Source organism: Nocardioides eburneus (assembly GCF_040838215.1).
Taxonomy (GTDB): Bacteria; Actinomycetota; Actinomycetes; order Propionibacteriales; family Nocardioidaceae; genus Nocardioides; species Nocardioides eburneus.
Genome location: NZ_JBFPJR010000014.1, coordinates 93,953 through 108,475 on the forward strand (window position 1 = coordinate 93,953; position 14,523 = coordinate 108,475).

Genomic DNA, 14,523 nt, shown 5'->3' on the forward strand with positions numbered 1-14,523 from the left:
GCGCCTCTCTCTACATCCGGAAGACGCCGAAGCTCATGGCGCCCTCGACCGGTCGGGTGTGGATGACGGAGAGGCAGAGCCCGAGGACCGTCCTGGTGTCGCGCGGGTCGATCACGCCGTCGTCGTACCCCATGCCGGAGAGGAAGAACGGGAGCGACTGCTCCTCGACCATGGTCTCGACCATGTCCTTCACACCCCGGAAGCCCTCGGCGTCGAACGGCTGGCCCTTCGACTCGGCCGACTGCCGGGCGACGATCTCCATCACGCCGCTGAGCTGCTGCGGCCCCATGACCGCGGACTTCGCCGACGGCCAGGTGAAGAGGAAGCGCGGGTCGTAGGCGCGGCCGTTCATGCCGTAGTTGCCGGCGCCGTAGGACGCCCCCATGATCACCGTGAGGTGCGGGACCGTCGAGTTGGAGACCGCGTTGATCATCATCGCGCCGTGCTTGATGATGCCGCCCTGCTCGTAGTCCGCACCGACCATGTAGCCGGTCGTGTTGTGCAGGAAGAGCAGCGGCGTGTCCTTCTGGTTGGCCAACTGGATGAACTGGGCGGCCTTCTGCGCCTCCTCGCTCATCAGCACCCCGCGCGCGTTGGCGACGATCCCGATCTGGTGGCCGAAGAGGCTCGCCCATCCGGTGCACAGCGCCGAGCCGTAGAGCGGCTTGAACTCGTCGAACGCGCTCTGCGGACTTCCTGGGACATTGCCGGGACCGGTCCCGTCCACGATCCGCAGGATCGCCTCACGCGGGTCGAACGGCTCCTTGAGATCGGTCGGGATCAGGTCGAGCAGGCCCTCGGGATCGAGGTCTGGCTCCGCGAACGGGCGGGCGGGGATCCGCGGCCGGTCGAGCCGGGCGACGACGCGGCGGGCGAGCCGGAGGGCGTCGTACTCGTCGACGGCGAGGAAGTCGGCCGAGCCCGAGACCCGGGCATGCATCTCAGCGCCGCCGAGGGACTCGTCGTCGGTCTCCTCGCCGGTGGCCATCTTGACCAGCGGCGGACCGGCGAGGAACACCTTCGCCTGCTCCTTGACCATGATCACGTAGTCGCTCATCCCCGGCACGTAGGCGCCGCCGGCGGTGGAGTTGCCGAAGACCACGGAGATGGTGGGCCGCTTCGCCGCTGAGGCGCGGGTGAGGTCACGAAAGCCGCGCCCGCCCGGGATGAAGATGTCCTTCTGGGTGGGCAGGTCGGCGCCGCCGGACTCGGTGAGGTTGATCGTCGGAAGGCCGTTCTGCTCGGCGATCTCGGCCGCGCGGAACGACTTCTTGAGCGAGTACGGGTTGAGCGCGCCGCCCTTCACCGTCGGGTCGTTGGCGACGATCAGGCACGCGACGCCCTCGACGATGCCGATGCCCGTGACGAGCGAGCCGCCGACCGCGAAGTCCGAGCCCCAGCCGATGAGCGGCTGCAGCTCCAGGAACGGGCTGCCCTCGTCGATGAGCAGCTCGATCCGCTCGCGCGCCAGCAACTTGCCCCGCGCACGGTGCCGCTCGACGTACTTCTGACCGCCGCCAGCCACTGCCTTCGCCAGCTCGGCCTCAAGCTCGGCGATCTTGGCGAGCATGGCCGTACGACGCTCGCTCGGTGCCCCGGTCGCGGCGGTCATCCGGCGTACCCCAGCAGCTTGGCGACCAGGTCGGTCATCACTTCCGTGGCTCCTCCTCCGATCGGCAGGATCCGGGCGTCGCGATAGTGGCGCTCGACCTCGGTCCCGTGCATGTAGCCCGTCCCGCCGTGCAGCTGGACGGCCTGGTCGCAGACGTACGCCGCGGCCTCGACGGCCGTCTGCTTGGCGAGCGCCGCCTCTGCGATCGACTCGGCGGTGACGCCGGTGGCGTCGTACCGGTCCACGACGGCGTGCGTGTAGGTCCGCGCGACCTCGACCTGGCGGTGCATCTCGACGAGCCTGTGGCGCACCACCTGGCGGTCGATGAGCGGCGTGCCGAAGGTGGTCCGATCCCGGCAGTAGGCGGCCGTGAGCGCGAGACTGCGCGCGGCGATGCCGTATGCCTGGACGGCCAGGGCGATCCGCTCCGTCACGAACGCCTCGGCGATGTAGCCGAAGCCGGCGTTCTCCGCGCCGACGAGGTTCGCGACGGGGACGCGCGCATCCACGAAGGCGAGCTCCGCGGTGTCGGAGCAGTGCCAGCCCATCTTGCGCAAGCTCCGGGTGACGGTGAAGCCGGGGGTGTCCTTGTCGATGACCAGGAGGCTGATGCCGCCCGCGCCCGGGCCGCCCGTGCGCACCGCCGTGGTGACGAAGTCGGCGCGCACGCCGGAGGTGATGAAGGTCTTCGCCCCGTTGACGACGTAGTCGGCACCGTCCCGCACCGCCGTCGTGCGCAGGTGGGCGACGTCGGAGCCGCCGTCGGGCTCGGTGATCGCGAGGCTGCCGATGGCCTCACCGGCGAGGGTGGGGCGGACGTAGCGGTCGACCAGGGCGGGCGATCCGTGGCCCGCGATGTGGGGCAGCGCGATGCCGGAGGTGAAGAGGGCCGCCAGCAGGCCCGACGATGCCCCCTCGGCGAGCATCCCCTCGTTGAGGGCGACCACGTCACCCAGGTTGCCGCCCTGCCCCCCGACCTCGTCGCGGAAGCCGAGCCCGATCAGTCCCTGCTTCGCGGCCGCCACGTGCAGGCTGCGGGGCACCTCGCCGGCGTCCTCCCACTCCTGCAGATGCGGCACGACCTCCCGGCGGGTGAACTCCGCGCCCAGCGCGAACAGGTCGTCACGGTCGGTCATCGAGCAGCTCCTCCGGGATGTCGACGAACCGGCTCCGCGCCCATTCGCCCAGTGCCTTCGCCTGCGGGTCGAACCGGGTGGACTCCGCCACCCCGCGCCCGAGCAGGTCGTGGATCACGACGTTGACGCCACGCAGGTTCGGCAGCGGCGTGACCTCGACCTCGAGGGCCGCGGTCTCCGGCAGCAGCGCCCGGATCCAGTCAGGGTTCGCCGTCGCCAGCAGCCAGTCGACCGCCGCGTCCGGTCGGTGCCGTGGGATCCACAGCCCGAGGTTCGCATCGCCGCCCTTGTCGCCCGACCGCGCGTAGACCAGCTCCCCCAGCGGCCGAGAGGTCACCCGTCCCGCGCGAGGAGTCGCTGATTCCCGAATCATCGACTCCTCGGCGGGCATGACTGACGCTTCGGCGGGAAGGACTGACGTCTCGGCGGGAGGGGGAATCTCCTCGACCCTGCCATCAGGGAGGTGGACGGTCTCGGTGACGCGGTCGCGGGCGACGTACGCCGCCTGGTAGACGCCGTAGGGCGACGGCCGCCCCGGCGGCGCGGTGACGTGGAAGCCCGGGTAGGAAGCGAGCGCCAGCTCGATGGCGGGTGCGGTGAAGGCCCGGCCGACGAGGTCGGCGTCGGCGGCCCGCGCGGTCAGCCGGAGGAGGCAGGCGGCGCCCTCCTCGGTCGGCGAGTCCGGCGCCGGCACCCGGGAAGTGGACCAGTGGTAGTCCGGCCCCTCGGGCAGCGCCGGCTCGAGCTGGGCGCGCAGCCAGGCCGCCTTCGCGTCGATGTCGAGGCCGGTGAGGACGAACTCGACGGCGTTGCGGAAGCCGCCGAGCTCGTTGACCGCGACCTTCAGCCGCTCCGGCGGCGCCTCCCCACGGACGCCGGAGATCGCGACCCGGTCCTCGCCCGCCTGCTCGAGCCGGACCGAGGCGAGGTCGACCGTGACGTCGGGGCCGAGATAGCGGGGTCCCTGGATCTCATACAGCAGCTGCGCGGTGACGGTGTCGACCGTGACCACCCCGCCCGTGCCGGGGTGCTTGGTGATGACCACGCTGCCGTCGGCGGCAACCTCGGCGAGCGGGAAGCCGAGGGCGGCAGGACCACCGAGCCCGGCCTCGAGGAAGCCGGAGAAGTTGCCACCCGTCGCCTGCGTGCCGCATTCGACGACGTGCCCCGCGACCACCGCGCCGGCGAGTGCGTCCAGGTCCTCGCGGGTCCAGCCGTGGTGGGCGATCGCCGGACCCACGACCAGCGACGCGTCGGTCACCCGGCCGGTCACCACGACGTCCGCGCCCTCCTCGAGCGCACGCGCGATTCCGAAGGCACCGAGGTAGGCGTTCGCGGTCAGCGCCCCCGGATGGTCATCGAGCCGCCCGCGGAGGTCGTCGCCGTCGACGTAGGCGATCCTCGCGCCCGTCCCGAGCGCCTCGACCGCCTCGGCGAGCCCGCGCGGGTTGAGGCCGCCGGCGTTGGCGACGATCCGCACGCCCTTCTCGAGCGCGAGGTCCAGGCAGTCCTGCAGTTGACGCAGGAAGGTCCGGGCGTAGCCGGCCGCGGGGTCCTTCATCGCGTCCCGGCCGAGGATGAGCATGGTCAACTCGGCGAGGTAGTCGCCGGTGAGGTAGTCGAGCGGTCCGCCCCGCAGCATCTCGCGCATGGCGGAGAGCCGGTCGCCGTAGAAGCCGGAGCAGTTGCCGATCCGCACCGGGTCAGTCACGAGGGGCCCTCCCCTCTCCCGACGGCCCGGCGAACGCCTGGGCGATGCCGAGCCACTGCTCGGCGTCGTCACCGGTCGTCACCAGGTCGGTGTCGCCGCGGTGGATGCGCTGGGTGACCAGCCGGGCGAAGTCGTACGCCGACCCGCGGATGCGCTGGCTCGCGTCCTCCGCACCCCAGGCCCAGGCCTCACCGGACGGCGCGGTGAGCTCGACCCGGAACTCCTCGGTGGGCGGGTCGAGCCGGCGGACGACGTAGGCGAAGTCGCGGGTGCGGACGCCGAGGTGGCACACGTGTCGGATCCGGTCGCTCGGCGCGTAGTCCAGCCCGAGCGCCTCGCGGACGTCGAGCCCGTGCGCCCAGGTCTCCATGAAGCGCGCCGTCGCCATCGACGCCGGCGACATCGCCGGGCCGAACCACGGCAGCCGCTGGCCCTCGGGCACCGCGCGGAGCGCCTCGGCGAGCGTCTGCCGTCCCGCGTCCCAGGTGGTCAGCAGGTCGGTCGAGGGCAGCGTTGCGAGCGCCCTGGCCTCCGTGTCGACGAACCCCTCGGGGTCGTCGAGCCCCTCGGTGACCAGCTCGTCCCAGGCGCTCGGGTCGCCGCTCACGGCCGCCGCGGCGGCAACAGCCGCCTCGTCGGTCCAGGCCAGGTGGGCGATCTGGGTGGCGATGTCCCAGCCCGCGGCGGGTGTCGGCGTCCGCCACCCGGCCTCGCCGAGGCCGGCCACCACCTCCCGCAGCTCGAGACCCTCGAGGGCCAGGTCGCCGAGCAGGTCGTCCAACAGGGTCATGCGGTCTCCTGGTGCTCGTGGGACTCCGTGGGTTCGTGCGATTGCGTCAAGGCCAGCTCACGGTCGAGCACCTCGGCCCACTCGTCGAGGATGCGGTCGCGGCGGCGAGTGTCGTCGGACAGCGTCGCGGCCAGGCCGAGACCGCGGACGAGGTCGAGGGTCGCCTGCAGCAGCTCGCGTACGCCGGCCCGCGACTCGTCCGCGTGGAGCAGCTCGACCGTGCGCTGGTGGAGCTCGCGGCCGATGCGCTGCTCGAGCGGGCCGACCGCGGCGAGCAGTGGCGGGTCGGTGCGCGCCGCGACCCAGAGCTCGAGCGCCGCGGTGAACACCGGTGAGGTGACATGGTCGGCGAGCATGCCGAGGACGCGCCGGGTGCGTCCGGCGCCGTCGGCGATCCGCGCCGCGGCCTGCTCCAGCGCCGCGCCCCGGGCCTCGGTCACGTGCGCGACCGCGGCCACCACCAGGTCGTTCTTCGTCGGGAAGTGGTGGAGCTGCGCTCCGCGCGACACCCCGGCCCGCTGCGACACCAGCGTCGTACTCGTGCCGGCGAAGCCACGCTCCACCAGCAGCTCCACCGTCGCGTCGAGGAGCCGGGCGCGCATGAGGCGCGTGCGCTCCTCCTGGGGGACGCGAGTGCTGGCGGTCACCCGGCCAGCCTGTCGGCCCCCCAACAAACAGTCAAGCCTGACTTTTAATTGCATGCCACGTCTCCCGACCCCAGCTGCCGAGGAGGGACCATCACCACGTGAGGACGGATTCCGTCCGGAACCGGCCCTACGGTCGTTGTCATGGCTATCGCACGATTCCCGTCCCTCGTCATCGACTGTCCCGACGCCCGGGCCCTTGCGACCTTCTACGGCGCCCTCCTCGACTGGGAGGTGAGCGTCGACGAGGACGGCGGCTGGGCCGAGGCGACATCGCGGGAGCCCTACCCGCCGATCGCCTTCCAGCGGGTCGAGGACTACCGCGCCCCGCAGTGGCCCGGCCAGGAGGTCCCGCAGCAGACCCACCTCGACGTCATGGTCGACGACCTCGACACCGGCGAGAAGGCCGTCCTCGAGCTCGGCGCCACCAAGGCCGGCCACCAGCCCGGCACGTCCTTCCGGGTGTTCCTCGACCCGGCCGGGCACCCGTTCTGCCTCTGCGTGGACTAGCCCGGTCGGTTCCGGCGCCGCTCAGAGCGCGACGGTCGTGACGACCCGGGCGCGGACGACCGGGTCGACCCAGGCATCCCGGGTCCGCAGCAGGCGCAGGCCCGACCAACAGCCCAACGCGGCAGCGAGTAGCAGCGGCGCCGCCCACGCGTCGGTCCGCGCGAGGAGCTGGAAGACCACCGACGTGAAGGTCGTGGTGACGGCCAGCCGGGTGGAGTATCCCAGCATCGCCAGCGGCGGTGCCGGCGTCGCCCGGGCGGAGCGCAGGTCGACGGCGTAGGGCCGCAGCTGTGACCAGCGCAGCGCACCACCGACGACCTGGAGCGTCACGAGCAGCCAGACCGCGACGGTCGCGCTGAGCTCGGTGATGGTCGGGACGCCGGCCCGGAGCGCGCCCAGGGCGAGTGTCACGCCCGATGCGACGACCAGGAACTCCGCGAGCACGATCGCGCGCGCGGCGAAGACCGTGCCCGGCCCGACTGGCAGCGACTCGCGCCACAGGCCGCCCCGCCCGTCGAGGCACCAGGCGTTGACGCCGAACAGCAGCGCGCCGCCCGACGCGACCAGGCCCGGCAGGAGCAACAGCTGCTCCCACGCCAGCGCCCCCGCGAGCGCGATCAGCCCCGGCGCGACCGCCAGGACGGCGAGCCCGCGACGCATCGGCACCGCCCGCCACACCGAGGCACGGTCGATGCGGAGCAGGACGCCGAGGTCCGAGCGGGGCGTACGCCGCGGCGCGTGCGACCCGCTCTCCGCGCGCAGCTCGTCACGGGGCACGAGGCGCGCGGCGAGATGGGCGGGTATGCCGCCGGCGACCACCGCGCCGGCGAGCAGCACGAGCTGCACCAGGATCGTCAACCACCACCGGCGGTCGAACCCGTGTAGCCCACCCACGACCAGCCATCGGGTGGGCAGCGCGTCGAGCATGGGCGCCAGCCGGTGGCTGACCTGGAGGACCGCGCCGGTGCCGACCAGACCGACCGCGAGGAGGCGTACGACGCCGAGGCCGTGCCGCCGGCGGCGTACGCCCTCGACGAGCCAGGCCACCGCCTGGCCGATCGCGGTGGCGGCGGCGATCCAGAGCACCGCCCCGAGCAGGGGCGCGGCGAGCAGGTGGATCCCCCCGACGCCGTAGGAGACGAGGCCGAGCAGGGTCCAGCTCTGGAGCAGCCAGGCGACGTTGAGCGGCGCCAGCAGGAGCGCACCGAGGTGGTCGGTCGTCGGACTGACCGGATAGGCGACGAGCTCCTCGTGCGGGACGAGCTCTCGACCGCCGCCCGAGGCGACGCCCGAGACGATCGCGAGCAGCGCGAAGCCGGCGTATGCGGTCGGGAGGAGGGTGAGCACGTCGAGCGCCCGAGCGGAGTCACCGGCGCCCGGCAGCGACAGCGGTACGACGACGGCCGCGGCCGTCAGGACGGCGAACGCCCCGACCAGGACCGCCCGGCGCCGGCCGGAGAGCGTGGTCGTCCGGAACCGCAGCAGGTGCGCCACGTCGGCGACCGCCCTCGCCTCACGGCGCAGGCGCTCAGTCGAGGAGGCTGCGATAGGCACGCGCCCCCTCCTCCCCCGCCATCTCACCGGCGGCGACGCTCGCGACCCGGGAGCCGCCGCGCAGCACGGTGACCGACGAGCAGGCCTCGATGGCGAGCTCGCGCAGGTGTGTGGAGACCAGGACGCAGGCGCCCCGCGCACGCGCGTCGCTGACGATCTCCAGGGTGGCCTCGACCCCGACCGGGTCGACGCCGTCGAACGGCTCGTCGAGGAGGAGCACCTCCGGCTCGTGGAACGCCGCGAGCAACACCGACAGCCGTCGTCCCATCCCGTGGGAGAAGCCGCTGGTGACGCGGTGCGCGACGTCGCCGAGCCCGAAGAGCTCGAGCAGGTCCCGGGCCCGGCCCTCCCAGCCGTCGAGCCGGCGCAGCCGGGCGGCGAGCTGGAGGTGCTCCCACGGGGTCGCCCGGGGGACGAGCCCGCCGACATCGGGGCAGTAGCCGACCCGGCGCTTCACCGCGAGGACGTCGGCCCGGACGTCGAGCCCCGCCACCCGGACCGAGCCGGCGCTCGGCGGCACGACGCCGGCGAGGACGCGCATGGTCGTCGACTTCCCGGCACCGTTGCGGCCGAGCAGGGCGGTCGCCTGGCCGGCGTACGCGACAAGGTCGACGCCGTTCACCGCCTCCACCTCGGCGAAGCGGACGTGGAGGCCGCGGACGTCGACGGCGGGTTCGGTGGTCACGCTCCCATCGTCGCCGCCGCGCCACGGCCCTGCAGCCGATCGGCGCGGAATGGTCCGAACGGACGAGGCCCCCCGCCCGCTCGGACCAGCCGCGCCACCGCCGGATCAGGCGGGGAAGGTCTCGCCCTTCGCCGCCAGGTCGCGCAGGTACGGCGTGGGCCGCAGCTGCTCGCCGTACTTGTCGGCCAGCTCGTCGGCGCGCTTGATGAACGCGTCAAGCCCGATCGAGCCGTCGGCGGCCTCGTAGCCGGTCATGAACTGCGCCGCACCACCGGTCATCGGCGGGAAGCCGATGCCGAAGATGGAGCCGATGTTGGCGTGAGCCGCCGAGGTGAGCACGCCCTCCTCGAAGCACTTCGCCGTCTCGATCGCCTCCCGAACGAGCATGCGCTCCTTCGCGTCGACGAACGGGACTTGGTCGTCGGCGACCGGGAACAGCTCACCGAGACCGGTCCAGATCGAGGTGCGCTTGCCGTCGACGTACTCGTAGAAGCCGGCGCCCTTGAGCTTGCTCGGCCGGCCGGCCTCGATCATCGCGCCGCAGACCTGCTCGGTCGTGGTGAGGGTCTCCTCGCCGGCCGCCTCACGGGTGGTCTTGGCGATCTTGACCATCAGCTCCAGGTTGAGCTCGTCGGCGATCTGGAGCGGGCCGACCGGGTAGCCGGCGGAGGTAGCGGCACGCTCGAGCGAGTACGGCTCCATGCCCTCCTTGAGCAGGGCCAGGCCCTCCTCGATCTGGGTGCCGATGACGCGCGAGGTGTAGAAGCCACGGGCGTCCTGGACGACGATCGGGGTCTTCTTGATGACCTGGACGACGTCGTAGGCCTTCGCCAGCGCCTCGTCGGAGGTCTCGGCGCCACAGATGATCTCGACCAGCGGCATCTTGTCGACCGGGCTGAAGAAGTGCAGGCCGATGAAGTCGGCCGGCCGGTCGATGCCCTTGGCGAGGTCGGTGATCGGCAGCGTCGAGGTGTTGGAGCAGAGCAGAGCGCCGTCGGCGAGGTACGGCGCGATCTCGGCGAACACCTTCTGCTTGAGCGCGACGTCCTCGAAGACCGCCTCGACGACGAGGTCGGCTCCCGCCGCATCGGCCGGATCGGCGGTCGCGGTGATCCGGCCCAGGATCTCGTCGGCCAGCTCCTGCGTGATCTTGCCGCGGGAGACGCCCTTCTCGTTAAGGCCGGCGGTGTAGGACCTGCCCTTCTCGGCAGCCTCGACGGAGACGTCCTTGAGGACGACCTCGACGCCGGCCCGGGCCAGGACGTAGGCGATGCCGGCGCCCATCATGCCCGCGCCGAGCACGACCGCCTTGGTCGGGACGTACTTGTCGAAGCCGTCCGGACGCAGCGCCCCGGAGTTGATCGAGTTCAGGTCGAAGAAGAACGCCTGGATCATGTTCTTCGCCTGCTGGCCGGTGACGAGCGAGGTGAAGTAGCGCGACTCGATGCGGAGCGCGGTGTCGAAGTCGACCTGCGCGCCCTCGACGGCCGCGGCGAGGATCGCCTTGGGCGCCTTGTAGTCGGCCTGCTTCATCTGCTTGCGCAGGATCGGCGCGAACGCCGGCAGGAAGGCGGCGAGCCTCGGCGACGACGGCGCACCGCCCGGCAGCTTGTAGCCCGGCTGGTCCCACGGCTGGGCCGACGCGTCGGGGTTGGCCTTGATCCAAGCCTTGGCGGCCGGGAGCAGCTCCTCCTGGCTGCCGACGAGCTCGTCGACCAGGCCCTTCTCCTTCGCGGCGGCCGGCTTGAAGCGCGTGCCCTGGCCGAGGATGTCCATGAGCGCGGTCATGATGCCGAACATCCGGACCGTGCGCGTCACGCCGCCACCACCGGGCAGCAGACCGAGGGAGACCTCGGGCAGACCGATGTCGTAGCGGTCGTCGACCGCGATGCGGTGGTTGGTCGCGAGCGCGATCTCGAGGCCGCCACCGAGGGCCGCGCCGTTGATGGCGGCCACGACGGGCTTCGGGAAGGTCTCCAGCTTGCGCAGCGTGGCCTTGATGCCCTCGACCTGCGCGAAGATCTCACCGGCGTCGGCCGGCGTCGCCTTCATCATGTTCTTGAGGTCACCGCCGGCGAAGAAGGTCTTCTTGCCGGAGGCGACGACCACGCCGGTGACGCTCTGCTCATCCTTGGCGGCCTCGGCGTACAGCCTCTCGACGGCCGCCGCCATGGAGGCGGCGTAGTCGTCGTTCATCGTGTTGGCGCCCTGGTTGGGGTCGTCGATCGTGAGGGTGACGATCCCGTCGGCGTCGATGTCGTAGTTCACAACGTCAGTCATGTCAGTGCTCTCTGTCGCTCTCTCGGTCGCTCTCGCGTGGCTCAGACGATCTCGACGACCGTGGCGATGCCCATGCCGGCGCCGACGCAGAGCGTGGCGAGGCCGCGGCGCTTGCCCTGCCGCTGGAGCTCGTCGACGAGGGTGCCGAGGATGATCGCGCCGGTGGCGCCCAGCGGGTGACCCATCGCCATCGCGCCGCCGTTGACGTTGGTGACGTCGCGGGAGATGCCCATGTCCTTCATGAAGCGCAGCGCCACCGCGGCGAAGGCCTCGTTGATCTCCCACAGGTCGATGTCCGCAGGGGTCAGGCCGGCCTTGGCGAGGGCCTTGCGGGCGGCCGGCGCCGGACCGGTGAGCATGATCGTCGGCTCGGAGCCGATGACGGCGGCGGAGGTGATCTTGGCCTTCGGGGTCAGTCCGTAGTCCTTGCCGACCTGCTCGTTGCCGATCAGCATGATCGCGGCGCCGTCGACGATGCCGGAGGAGTTGCCGGCGTGGTGGACGTGGTTGATCTTCTCGATCCAGTGGTACTTCGCCAGCGCGACGTCGTCGAAGCCGGCGTCGCGGCCCTGGTCGGCGAAGGACGGCTTCAGGCCGGCGAGCGACTCGACCGTGGTGCCAGGACGGATCAGCTCGTCGTGGTCGAGCACGACCTGACCGTTGCGGTCGTGCACCGGGATGACGGCGTCCTTGAAGTAGCCGGACTCCCAGGCGTGGTGCGCCCGGGCGTGCGACTCGGCGGCCAGGTCGTCGACGTCGGTGCGGCTGAAGCCCTCCATCGTCGCGATCAGGTCGGCGCTGATGCCCTGCGGGACGAAGCTGGTGTCGAAGGAGGTCATCGGGTCCATCGCCCAGGCACCGCCGTCGGCACCCAGCGGGACGCGGCTCATCGACTCCACGCCGCCGGCGATGATGAGGTCCTCCCAGCCGGACCGGACGCGGCCGGCCGCCTGGTTGACCGCCTCCAGGCCGGAGGCGCAGAACCGGTTGAGCTGGACGCCGGCGACGGTCTCGGGGAGCCCGGAGACGAGGGAGGCGGTGCGAGCGATGTCCATGCCCTGGTCGCCGATCGGCGACACGACGCCCAGCACGACGTCGTCGATCCGGTCGGTGTCGAGCGCGGGGTTGCGCTTCTGCGCCTCGTCGAGCAGACCGACGACCAGGTCGACGGGCTTGACCTCGTGCAGCGCCCCGGTCTTCTTGCCACGTCCGCGCGGAGTGCGCAGGTGGTCGTAGATGAATGCTTCAGCCATGAGCCGATTGTGACACTAGAACTGTCACGGTTACCAGCGGGTCACTTATTTTGCTCACTCGCCTTCGAGGGACCGCGTGATGATCGCGTTCGCCGAGGCCTGGAAGCCGGCGACGATGCCTTCGAGGACGAGCTGACGGATCCGCGGGAGCGCCTCCTGCAGCCGGGCGGCCTCCTCGGGCGTGTGGGGCGTGCGCCGGAACGGCTCGATGATGTCGGAGAGCAGGATCGCGGTGAGGTCGTCGGCGAGGGCGCCCATGTGGCGGTGTACGGCGTCGGCCGCGGTGTCCAGCGCATCTGGCCGCAGCCCGAGGTCGAGCAGTTCCGAGCGCAGCCGGGCATCGGTGTCCTCCGGCGCCTCGGAGGTCCAGGACGTGATCAACGTGCGCTGGACGGCGAGGTCCTCGGGCGTGGCGTCGACCGGGATGCGCGCCAGGAAGCGCTCGATGGCGTTCAGGGTGAAGCCGTGGTCCTGCAGCGCAGTGACCAGCTCCAGGCGAGCGCGGTGGGCGGCGCCGTACACCGCGATCCGGCCACGCCGCTCGGGCGGCGGGATGAGGCCGAGACTGGCGTAGTAGCGCGTCGTCCGGACCGAGAGCCCGGTGACCGCCGACAGCTCGTCGATCGTCAGGCCTGCCTGCTCGACGTCCTGGGTCATGGGGCGGAGGCTAGCAGCCGACGACCTTGCACTGTGCCAGTCATGCTGTCACAGTGACGCTGTCATCCGAATGCCGAGGTGCCAAGGAGTGTCATGCCCGAGAGGCCGTCGATCTGCGAAGCAGAGCATGAGGACTTCCGCGCCACCGCGCGGGCCTTCCTGGAGAAGGAGGTCGTCCCCTTCCACGACCAGTGGGAGAAGGACGGCCAGGTCGACCGGGAGATCTGGAAGAGGGCCGGCGAGGCCGGCCTGCTCTGCTTCGACGTGCCGGAGGAGTACGGCGGGCCGGGCATCGACGACTTCCGCTTCAACGCGGTCCTCGCGGAGGAGATCACCCGGGTCGGCGCGAGCGGCCTCGGCTTCCCGGTCCACACCGACATCATCGTCCCCTACATCACCCACCTGGGCACCGAGGAGCAGAAGCAGCGCTGGCTCCCGGGCCTCGCCAGCGGCGACCTGATCTCGTCGATCGCCATGACCGAGCCGGGCGCGGGCAGCGACCTGCAGGGCATCCGGACCACCGCCGTCGAGGAGGGCGACCACTTCGTCCTCAACGGCTCGAAGACGTTCATCTCCAACGGGATCCTGTCCGACCTGGTCATCGTGGTCGCCAAGACGAACCCCGAGGCCGGCGCCCACGGCATCTCGCTGATCGTCGTCGAGCGCGGCATGGAGGGCTTCGAGCGGGGCCGCAACCTCGACAAGATGGGCATGAAGGCCCAGGACACCGCCGAGCTCTTCTTCGACAACGTCCGCGTCCCGAAGGAGAACCTCCTCGGTGAGCTGAACGGCGGCTTCATCCACCTCATGACCGAGCTGCCGCGCGAGCGCGTCTCGGTCGCGACGATCGGCGTCGCCGGCGTGGAGCGGGTGCTCGAGCTCTGCCTGGACTACGCCAAGGAGCGCGAGGCCTTCGGCCGGCCGATCGGGAAGTTCCAGAACACGCGGTTCCTGCTCGCCGAGATGGCGACCGAGGCCCACATCGCCCGGGTCTTCATCAACGACTGCATCCTCAAGCTCAACGCAGGCCAGGTCGACACCTCCCTCGCCTCGATGGCCAAGTGGTGGTGCACGGAGCTGCAGAAGAAGGTCACCGACCAGGGCGTGCAGCTCCACGGCGGCTACGGCTACATGAACGAGTACCCGATCGCCAAGGCGTACGTCGACAGCCGGATCCAGACGATCTACGGCGGCACCACGGAGATCCAGAAGGAGATCATCGGCCGCTTCCTCGGGATCTGACGCCTACTCGAAGCAGCGGCGAGGGTTGTCGACCAGGATCGTGTGCAGGTCCTGCTCGGTGACCCCCTTCTCGAGCAGTGCCGGGATGACGTCCTCGCTGATGTGGCGGTAGTTCCACCGCGGCTGGACCTGCTCCTTGGCGACCGGGTCGAACCAGTCGATGAAACAGGCCGCGTCGTGCGCGATCACCACCTTGTCGACGTACCCACGCCGCACCAGCTCGACGATCGTGTCGACCCGCTGCTCGAACGGCAGCAGCACGTCGAGGCCGAACCGGTCCATCCCGAGCAGCGAGCCGGCGTCGGCCAGCTTGGTGAGGTAGGCGAGGTCGGTGGTGTCACCGGAGTGGCCGATGACCACCTTCGTCAGGTTGACGCCCTCCTCCCGCAGCACCTGCTGGGCGATCAGCCCGCCCTCGTTGTGCGGACTGGTGTGGACGGTGATCGGCG

At 71.3% G+C, this 14,523-nt stretch carries 13 protein-coding genes; 2 read left to right on the forward strand and 11 right to left on the reverse strand.

The annotated features are described in order from the left end of the window. Nucleotides 1-10: 10 nt before the first annotated feature. Genes AB3X52_RS10100 through AB3X52_RS10120 form a run of 5 tightly spaced genes read right to left on the reverse strand, consistent with a single transcriptional unit; the run spans nt 11 to nt 5,896 of the window. Nucleotides 11-1,612, reverse strand: coding sequence for an acyl-CoA carboxylase subunit beta (locus AB3X52_RS10100; protein ID WP_367993855.1), 1,602 nt, complete (start codon nt 1,610-1,612; stop codon nt 11-13). Beyond that, nucleotides 1,609-2,748 carry an acyl-CoA dehydrogenase family protein gene (locus AB3X52_RS10105; protein ID WP_367993857.1) on the reverse strand — a complete coding sequence of 380 codons (1,140 nt, stop codon included), beginning with the start codon at nt 2,746-2,748 and terminating at the stop codon, nt 1,609-1,611. Before AB3X52_RS10105 ends, AB3X52_RS10100 begins: the two co-directional genes overlap by 4 nt. Continuing rightward, nucleotides 2,735-4,459 carry an acyclic terpene utilization AtuA family protein gene (locus tag AB3X52_RS10110; protein ID WP_367993859.1) on the reverse strand — a complete coding sequence of 575 codons (1,725 nt, stop codon included), beginning with the start codon at nt 4,457-4,459 and terminating at the stop codon, nt 2,735-2,737. Before AB3X52_RS10110 ends, AB3X52_RS10105 begins: the two co-directional genes overlap by 14 nt. Continuing rightward, nucleotides 4,452-5,249 (reverse strand): TIGR03084 family metal-binding protein, encoded by a 798-nt coding sequence (locus tag AB3X52_RS10115; protein ID WP_367993861.1) that lies wholly within the window; start codon nt 5,247-5,249, stop codon nt 4,452-4,454. The genes AB3X52_RS10110 and AB3X52_RS10115 overlap by 8 nt, the downstream gene beginning before the upstream one ends. Then, nucleotides 5,246-5,896, reverse strand: coding sequence for a TetR/AcrR family transcriptional regulator (locus tag AB3X52_RS10120; protein ID WP_367993863.1), 651 nt, complete (start codon nt 5,894-5,896; stop codon nt 5,246-5,248). Before AB3X52_RS10120 ends, AB3X52_RS10115 begins: the two co-directional genes overlap by 4 nt. 141 nt (nt 5,897-6,037) lie before the next feature. Between AB3X52_RS10120 and AB3X52_RS10125 the strand changes: the two genes are divergently transcribed. Then, a complete protein-coding gene (locus AB3X52_RS10125) occupies nt 6,038-6,403 on the forward strand; it encodes a VOC family protein (protein ID WP_367993865.1) in 366 nt (121 codons plus the stop codon). Nucleotides 6,404-6,424: 21 nt separating this feature from the next. Here the strand turns inward: AB3X52_RS10125 and AB3X52_RS10130 are convergent, their stop codons facing one another. The 5 genes from AB3X52_RS10130 to AB3X52_RS10150 all read right to left on the reverse strand — a co-directional run bounded on the left by AB3X52_RS10130 (nt 6,425) and on the right by AB3X52_RS10150 (nt 12,832). Then, on the reverse strand, nt 6,425-7,957 hold the full coding sequence (locus tag AB3X52_RS10130; RefSeq protein ID WP_367993867.1) for an amino acid adenylation domain-containing protein: 1,533 nt from the start codon (nt 7,955-7,957) through the stop codon (nt 6,425-6,427). Further along, nucleotides 7,932-8,642: an ABC transporter ATP-binding protein gene (locus AB3X52_RS10135; protein WP_367993869.1), complete on the reverse strand. Its 711-nt coding sequence runs from the start codon at nt 8,640-8,642 to the stop codon at nt 7,932-7,934. Before AB3X52_RS10135 ends, AB3X52_RS10130 begins: the two co-directional genes overlap by 26 nt. Before the next feature lie 105 nt (nt 8,643-8,747). After that, nucleotides 8,748-10,922 (reverse strand): 3-hydroxyacyl-CoA dehydrogenase NAD-binding domain-containing protein, encoded by a 2,175-nt coding sequence (locus tag AB3X52_RS10140; protein WP_367993871.1) that lies wholly within the window; start codon nt 10,920-10,922, stop codon nt 8,748-8,750. Between the two features lie 41 nt (nt 10,923-10,963). Then, nucleotides 10,964-12,175 carry an acetyl-CoA C-acetyltransferase gene (locus AB3X52_RS10145; protein WP_367993873.1) on the reverse strand — a complete coding sequence of 404 codons (1,212 nt, stop codon included), beginning with the start codon at nt 12,173-12,175 and terminating at the stop codon, nt 10,964-10,966. Between the two features lie 54 nt (nt 12,176-12,229). Then, on the reverse strand, nt 12,230-12,832 hold the full coding sequence (locus AB3X52_RS10150; protein WP_367993875.1) for a MerR family transcriptional regulator: 603 nt from the start codon (nt 12,830-12,832) through the stop codon (nt 12,230-12,232). Nucleotides 12,833-12,925: 93 nt separating this feature from the next. Between AB3X52_RS10150 and AB3X52_RS10155 the strand changes: the two genes are divergently transcribed. Then, the gene (locus AB3X52_RS10155) at nt 12,926-14,074 is read left to right on the forward strand and encodes an acyl-CoA dehydrogenase family protein (protein WP_367993877.1); all 1,149 of its coding nucleotides are present in this window, start codon (nt 12,926-12,928) and stop codon (nt 14,072-14,074) included. Nucleotides 14,075-14,077: 3 nt separating this feature from the next. On the opposite strand, the gene AB3X52_RS10160 is transcribed toward AB3X52_RS10155, so the two are convergent. Continuing rightward, nucleotides 14,078-14,523 (reverse strand): phosphotriesterase family protein (locus AB3X52_RS10160; RefSeq protein ID WP_496559905.1); only part of this gene is annotated, 446 nt, incomplete at its 5' end.

What these genes read in the sequence shown, in the direction of transcription:
- AB3X52_RS10100 (WP_367993855.1), bottom strand. Translation starts at nt 1,612, where the DNA reads ATGACCGCCGCGACCGGGGCACCGAGCGAGCGTCGTACGGCCATGCTC.
- AB3X52_RS10105 (WP_367993857.1), bottom strand. Translation starts at nt 2,748, where the DNA reads ATGACCGACCGTGACGACCTGTTCGCGCTGGGCGCGGAGTTCACCCGC.
- AB3X52_RS10115 (WP_367993861.1), bottom strand. Translation starts at nt 5,249, where the DNA reads ATGACCCTGTTGGACGACCTGCTCGGCGACCTGGCCCTCGAGGGTCTC.
- AB3X52_RS10125 (WP_367993865.1), top strand. Translation starts at nt 6,038, where the DNA reads ATGGCTATCGCACGATTCCCGTCCCTCGTCATCGACTGTCCCGACGCC.
- AB3X52_RS10140 (WP_367993871.1), bottom strand. Translation starts at nt 10,922, where the DNA reads ATGACTGACGTTGTGAACTACGACATCGACGCCGACGGGATCGTCACC.
- AB3X52_RS10145 (WP_367993873.1), bottom strand. Translation starts at nt 12,175, where the DNA reads ATGGCTGAAGCATTCATCTACGACCACCTGCGCACTCCGCGCGGACGT.
- AB3X52_RS10150 (WP_367993875.1), bottom strand. Translation starts at nt 12,832, where the DNA reads ATGACCCAGGACGTCGAGCAGGCAGGCCTGACGATCGACGAGCTGTCG.
- AB3X52_RS10155 (WP_367993877.1), top strand. Translation starts at nt 12,926, where the DNA reads ATGCCCGAGAGGCCGTCGATCTGCGAAGCAGAGCATGAGGACTTCCGC.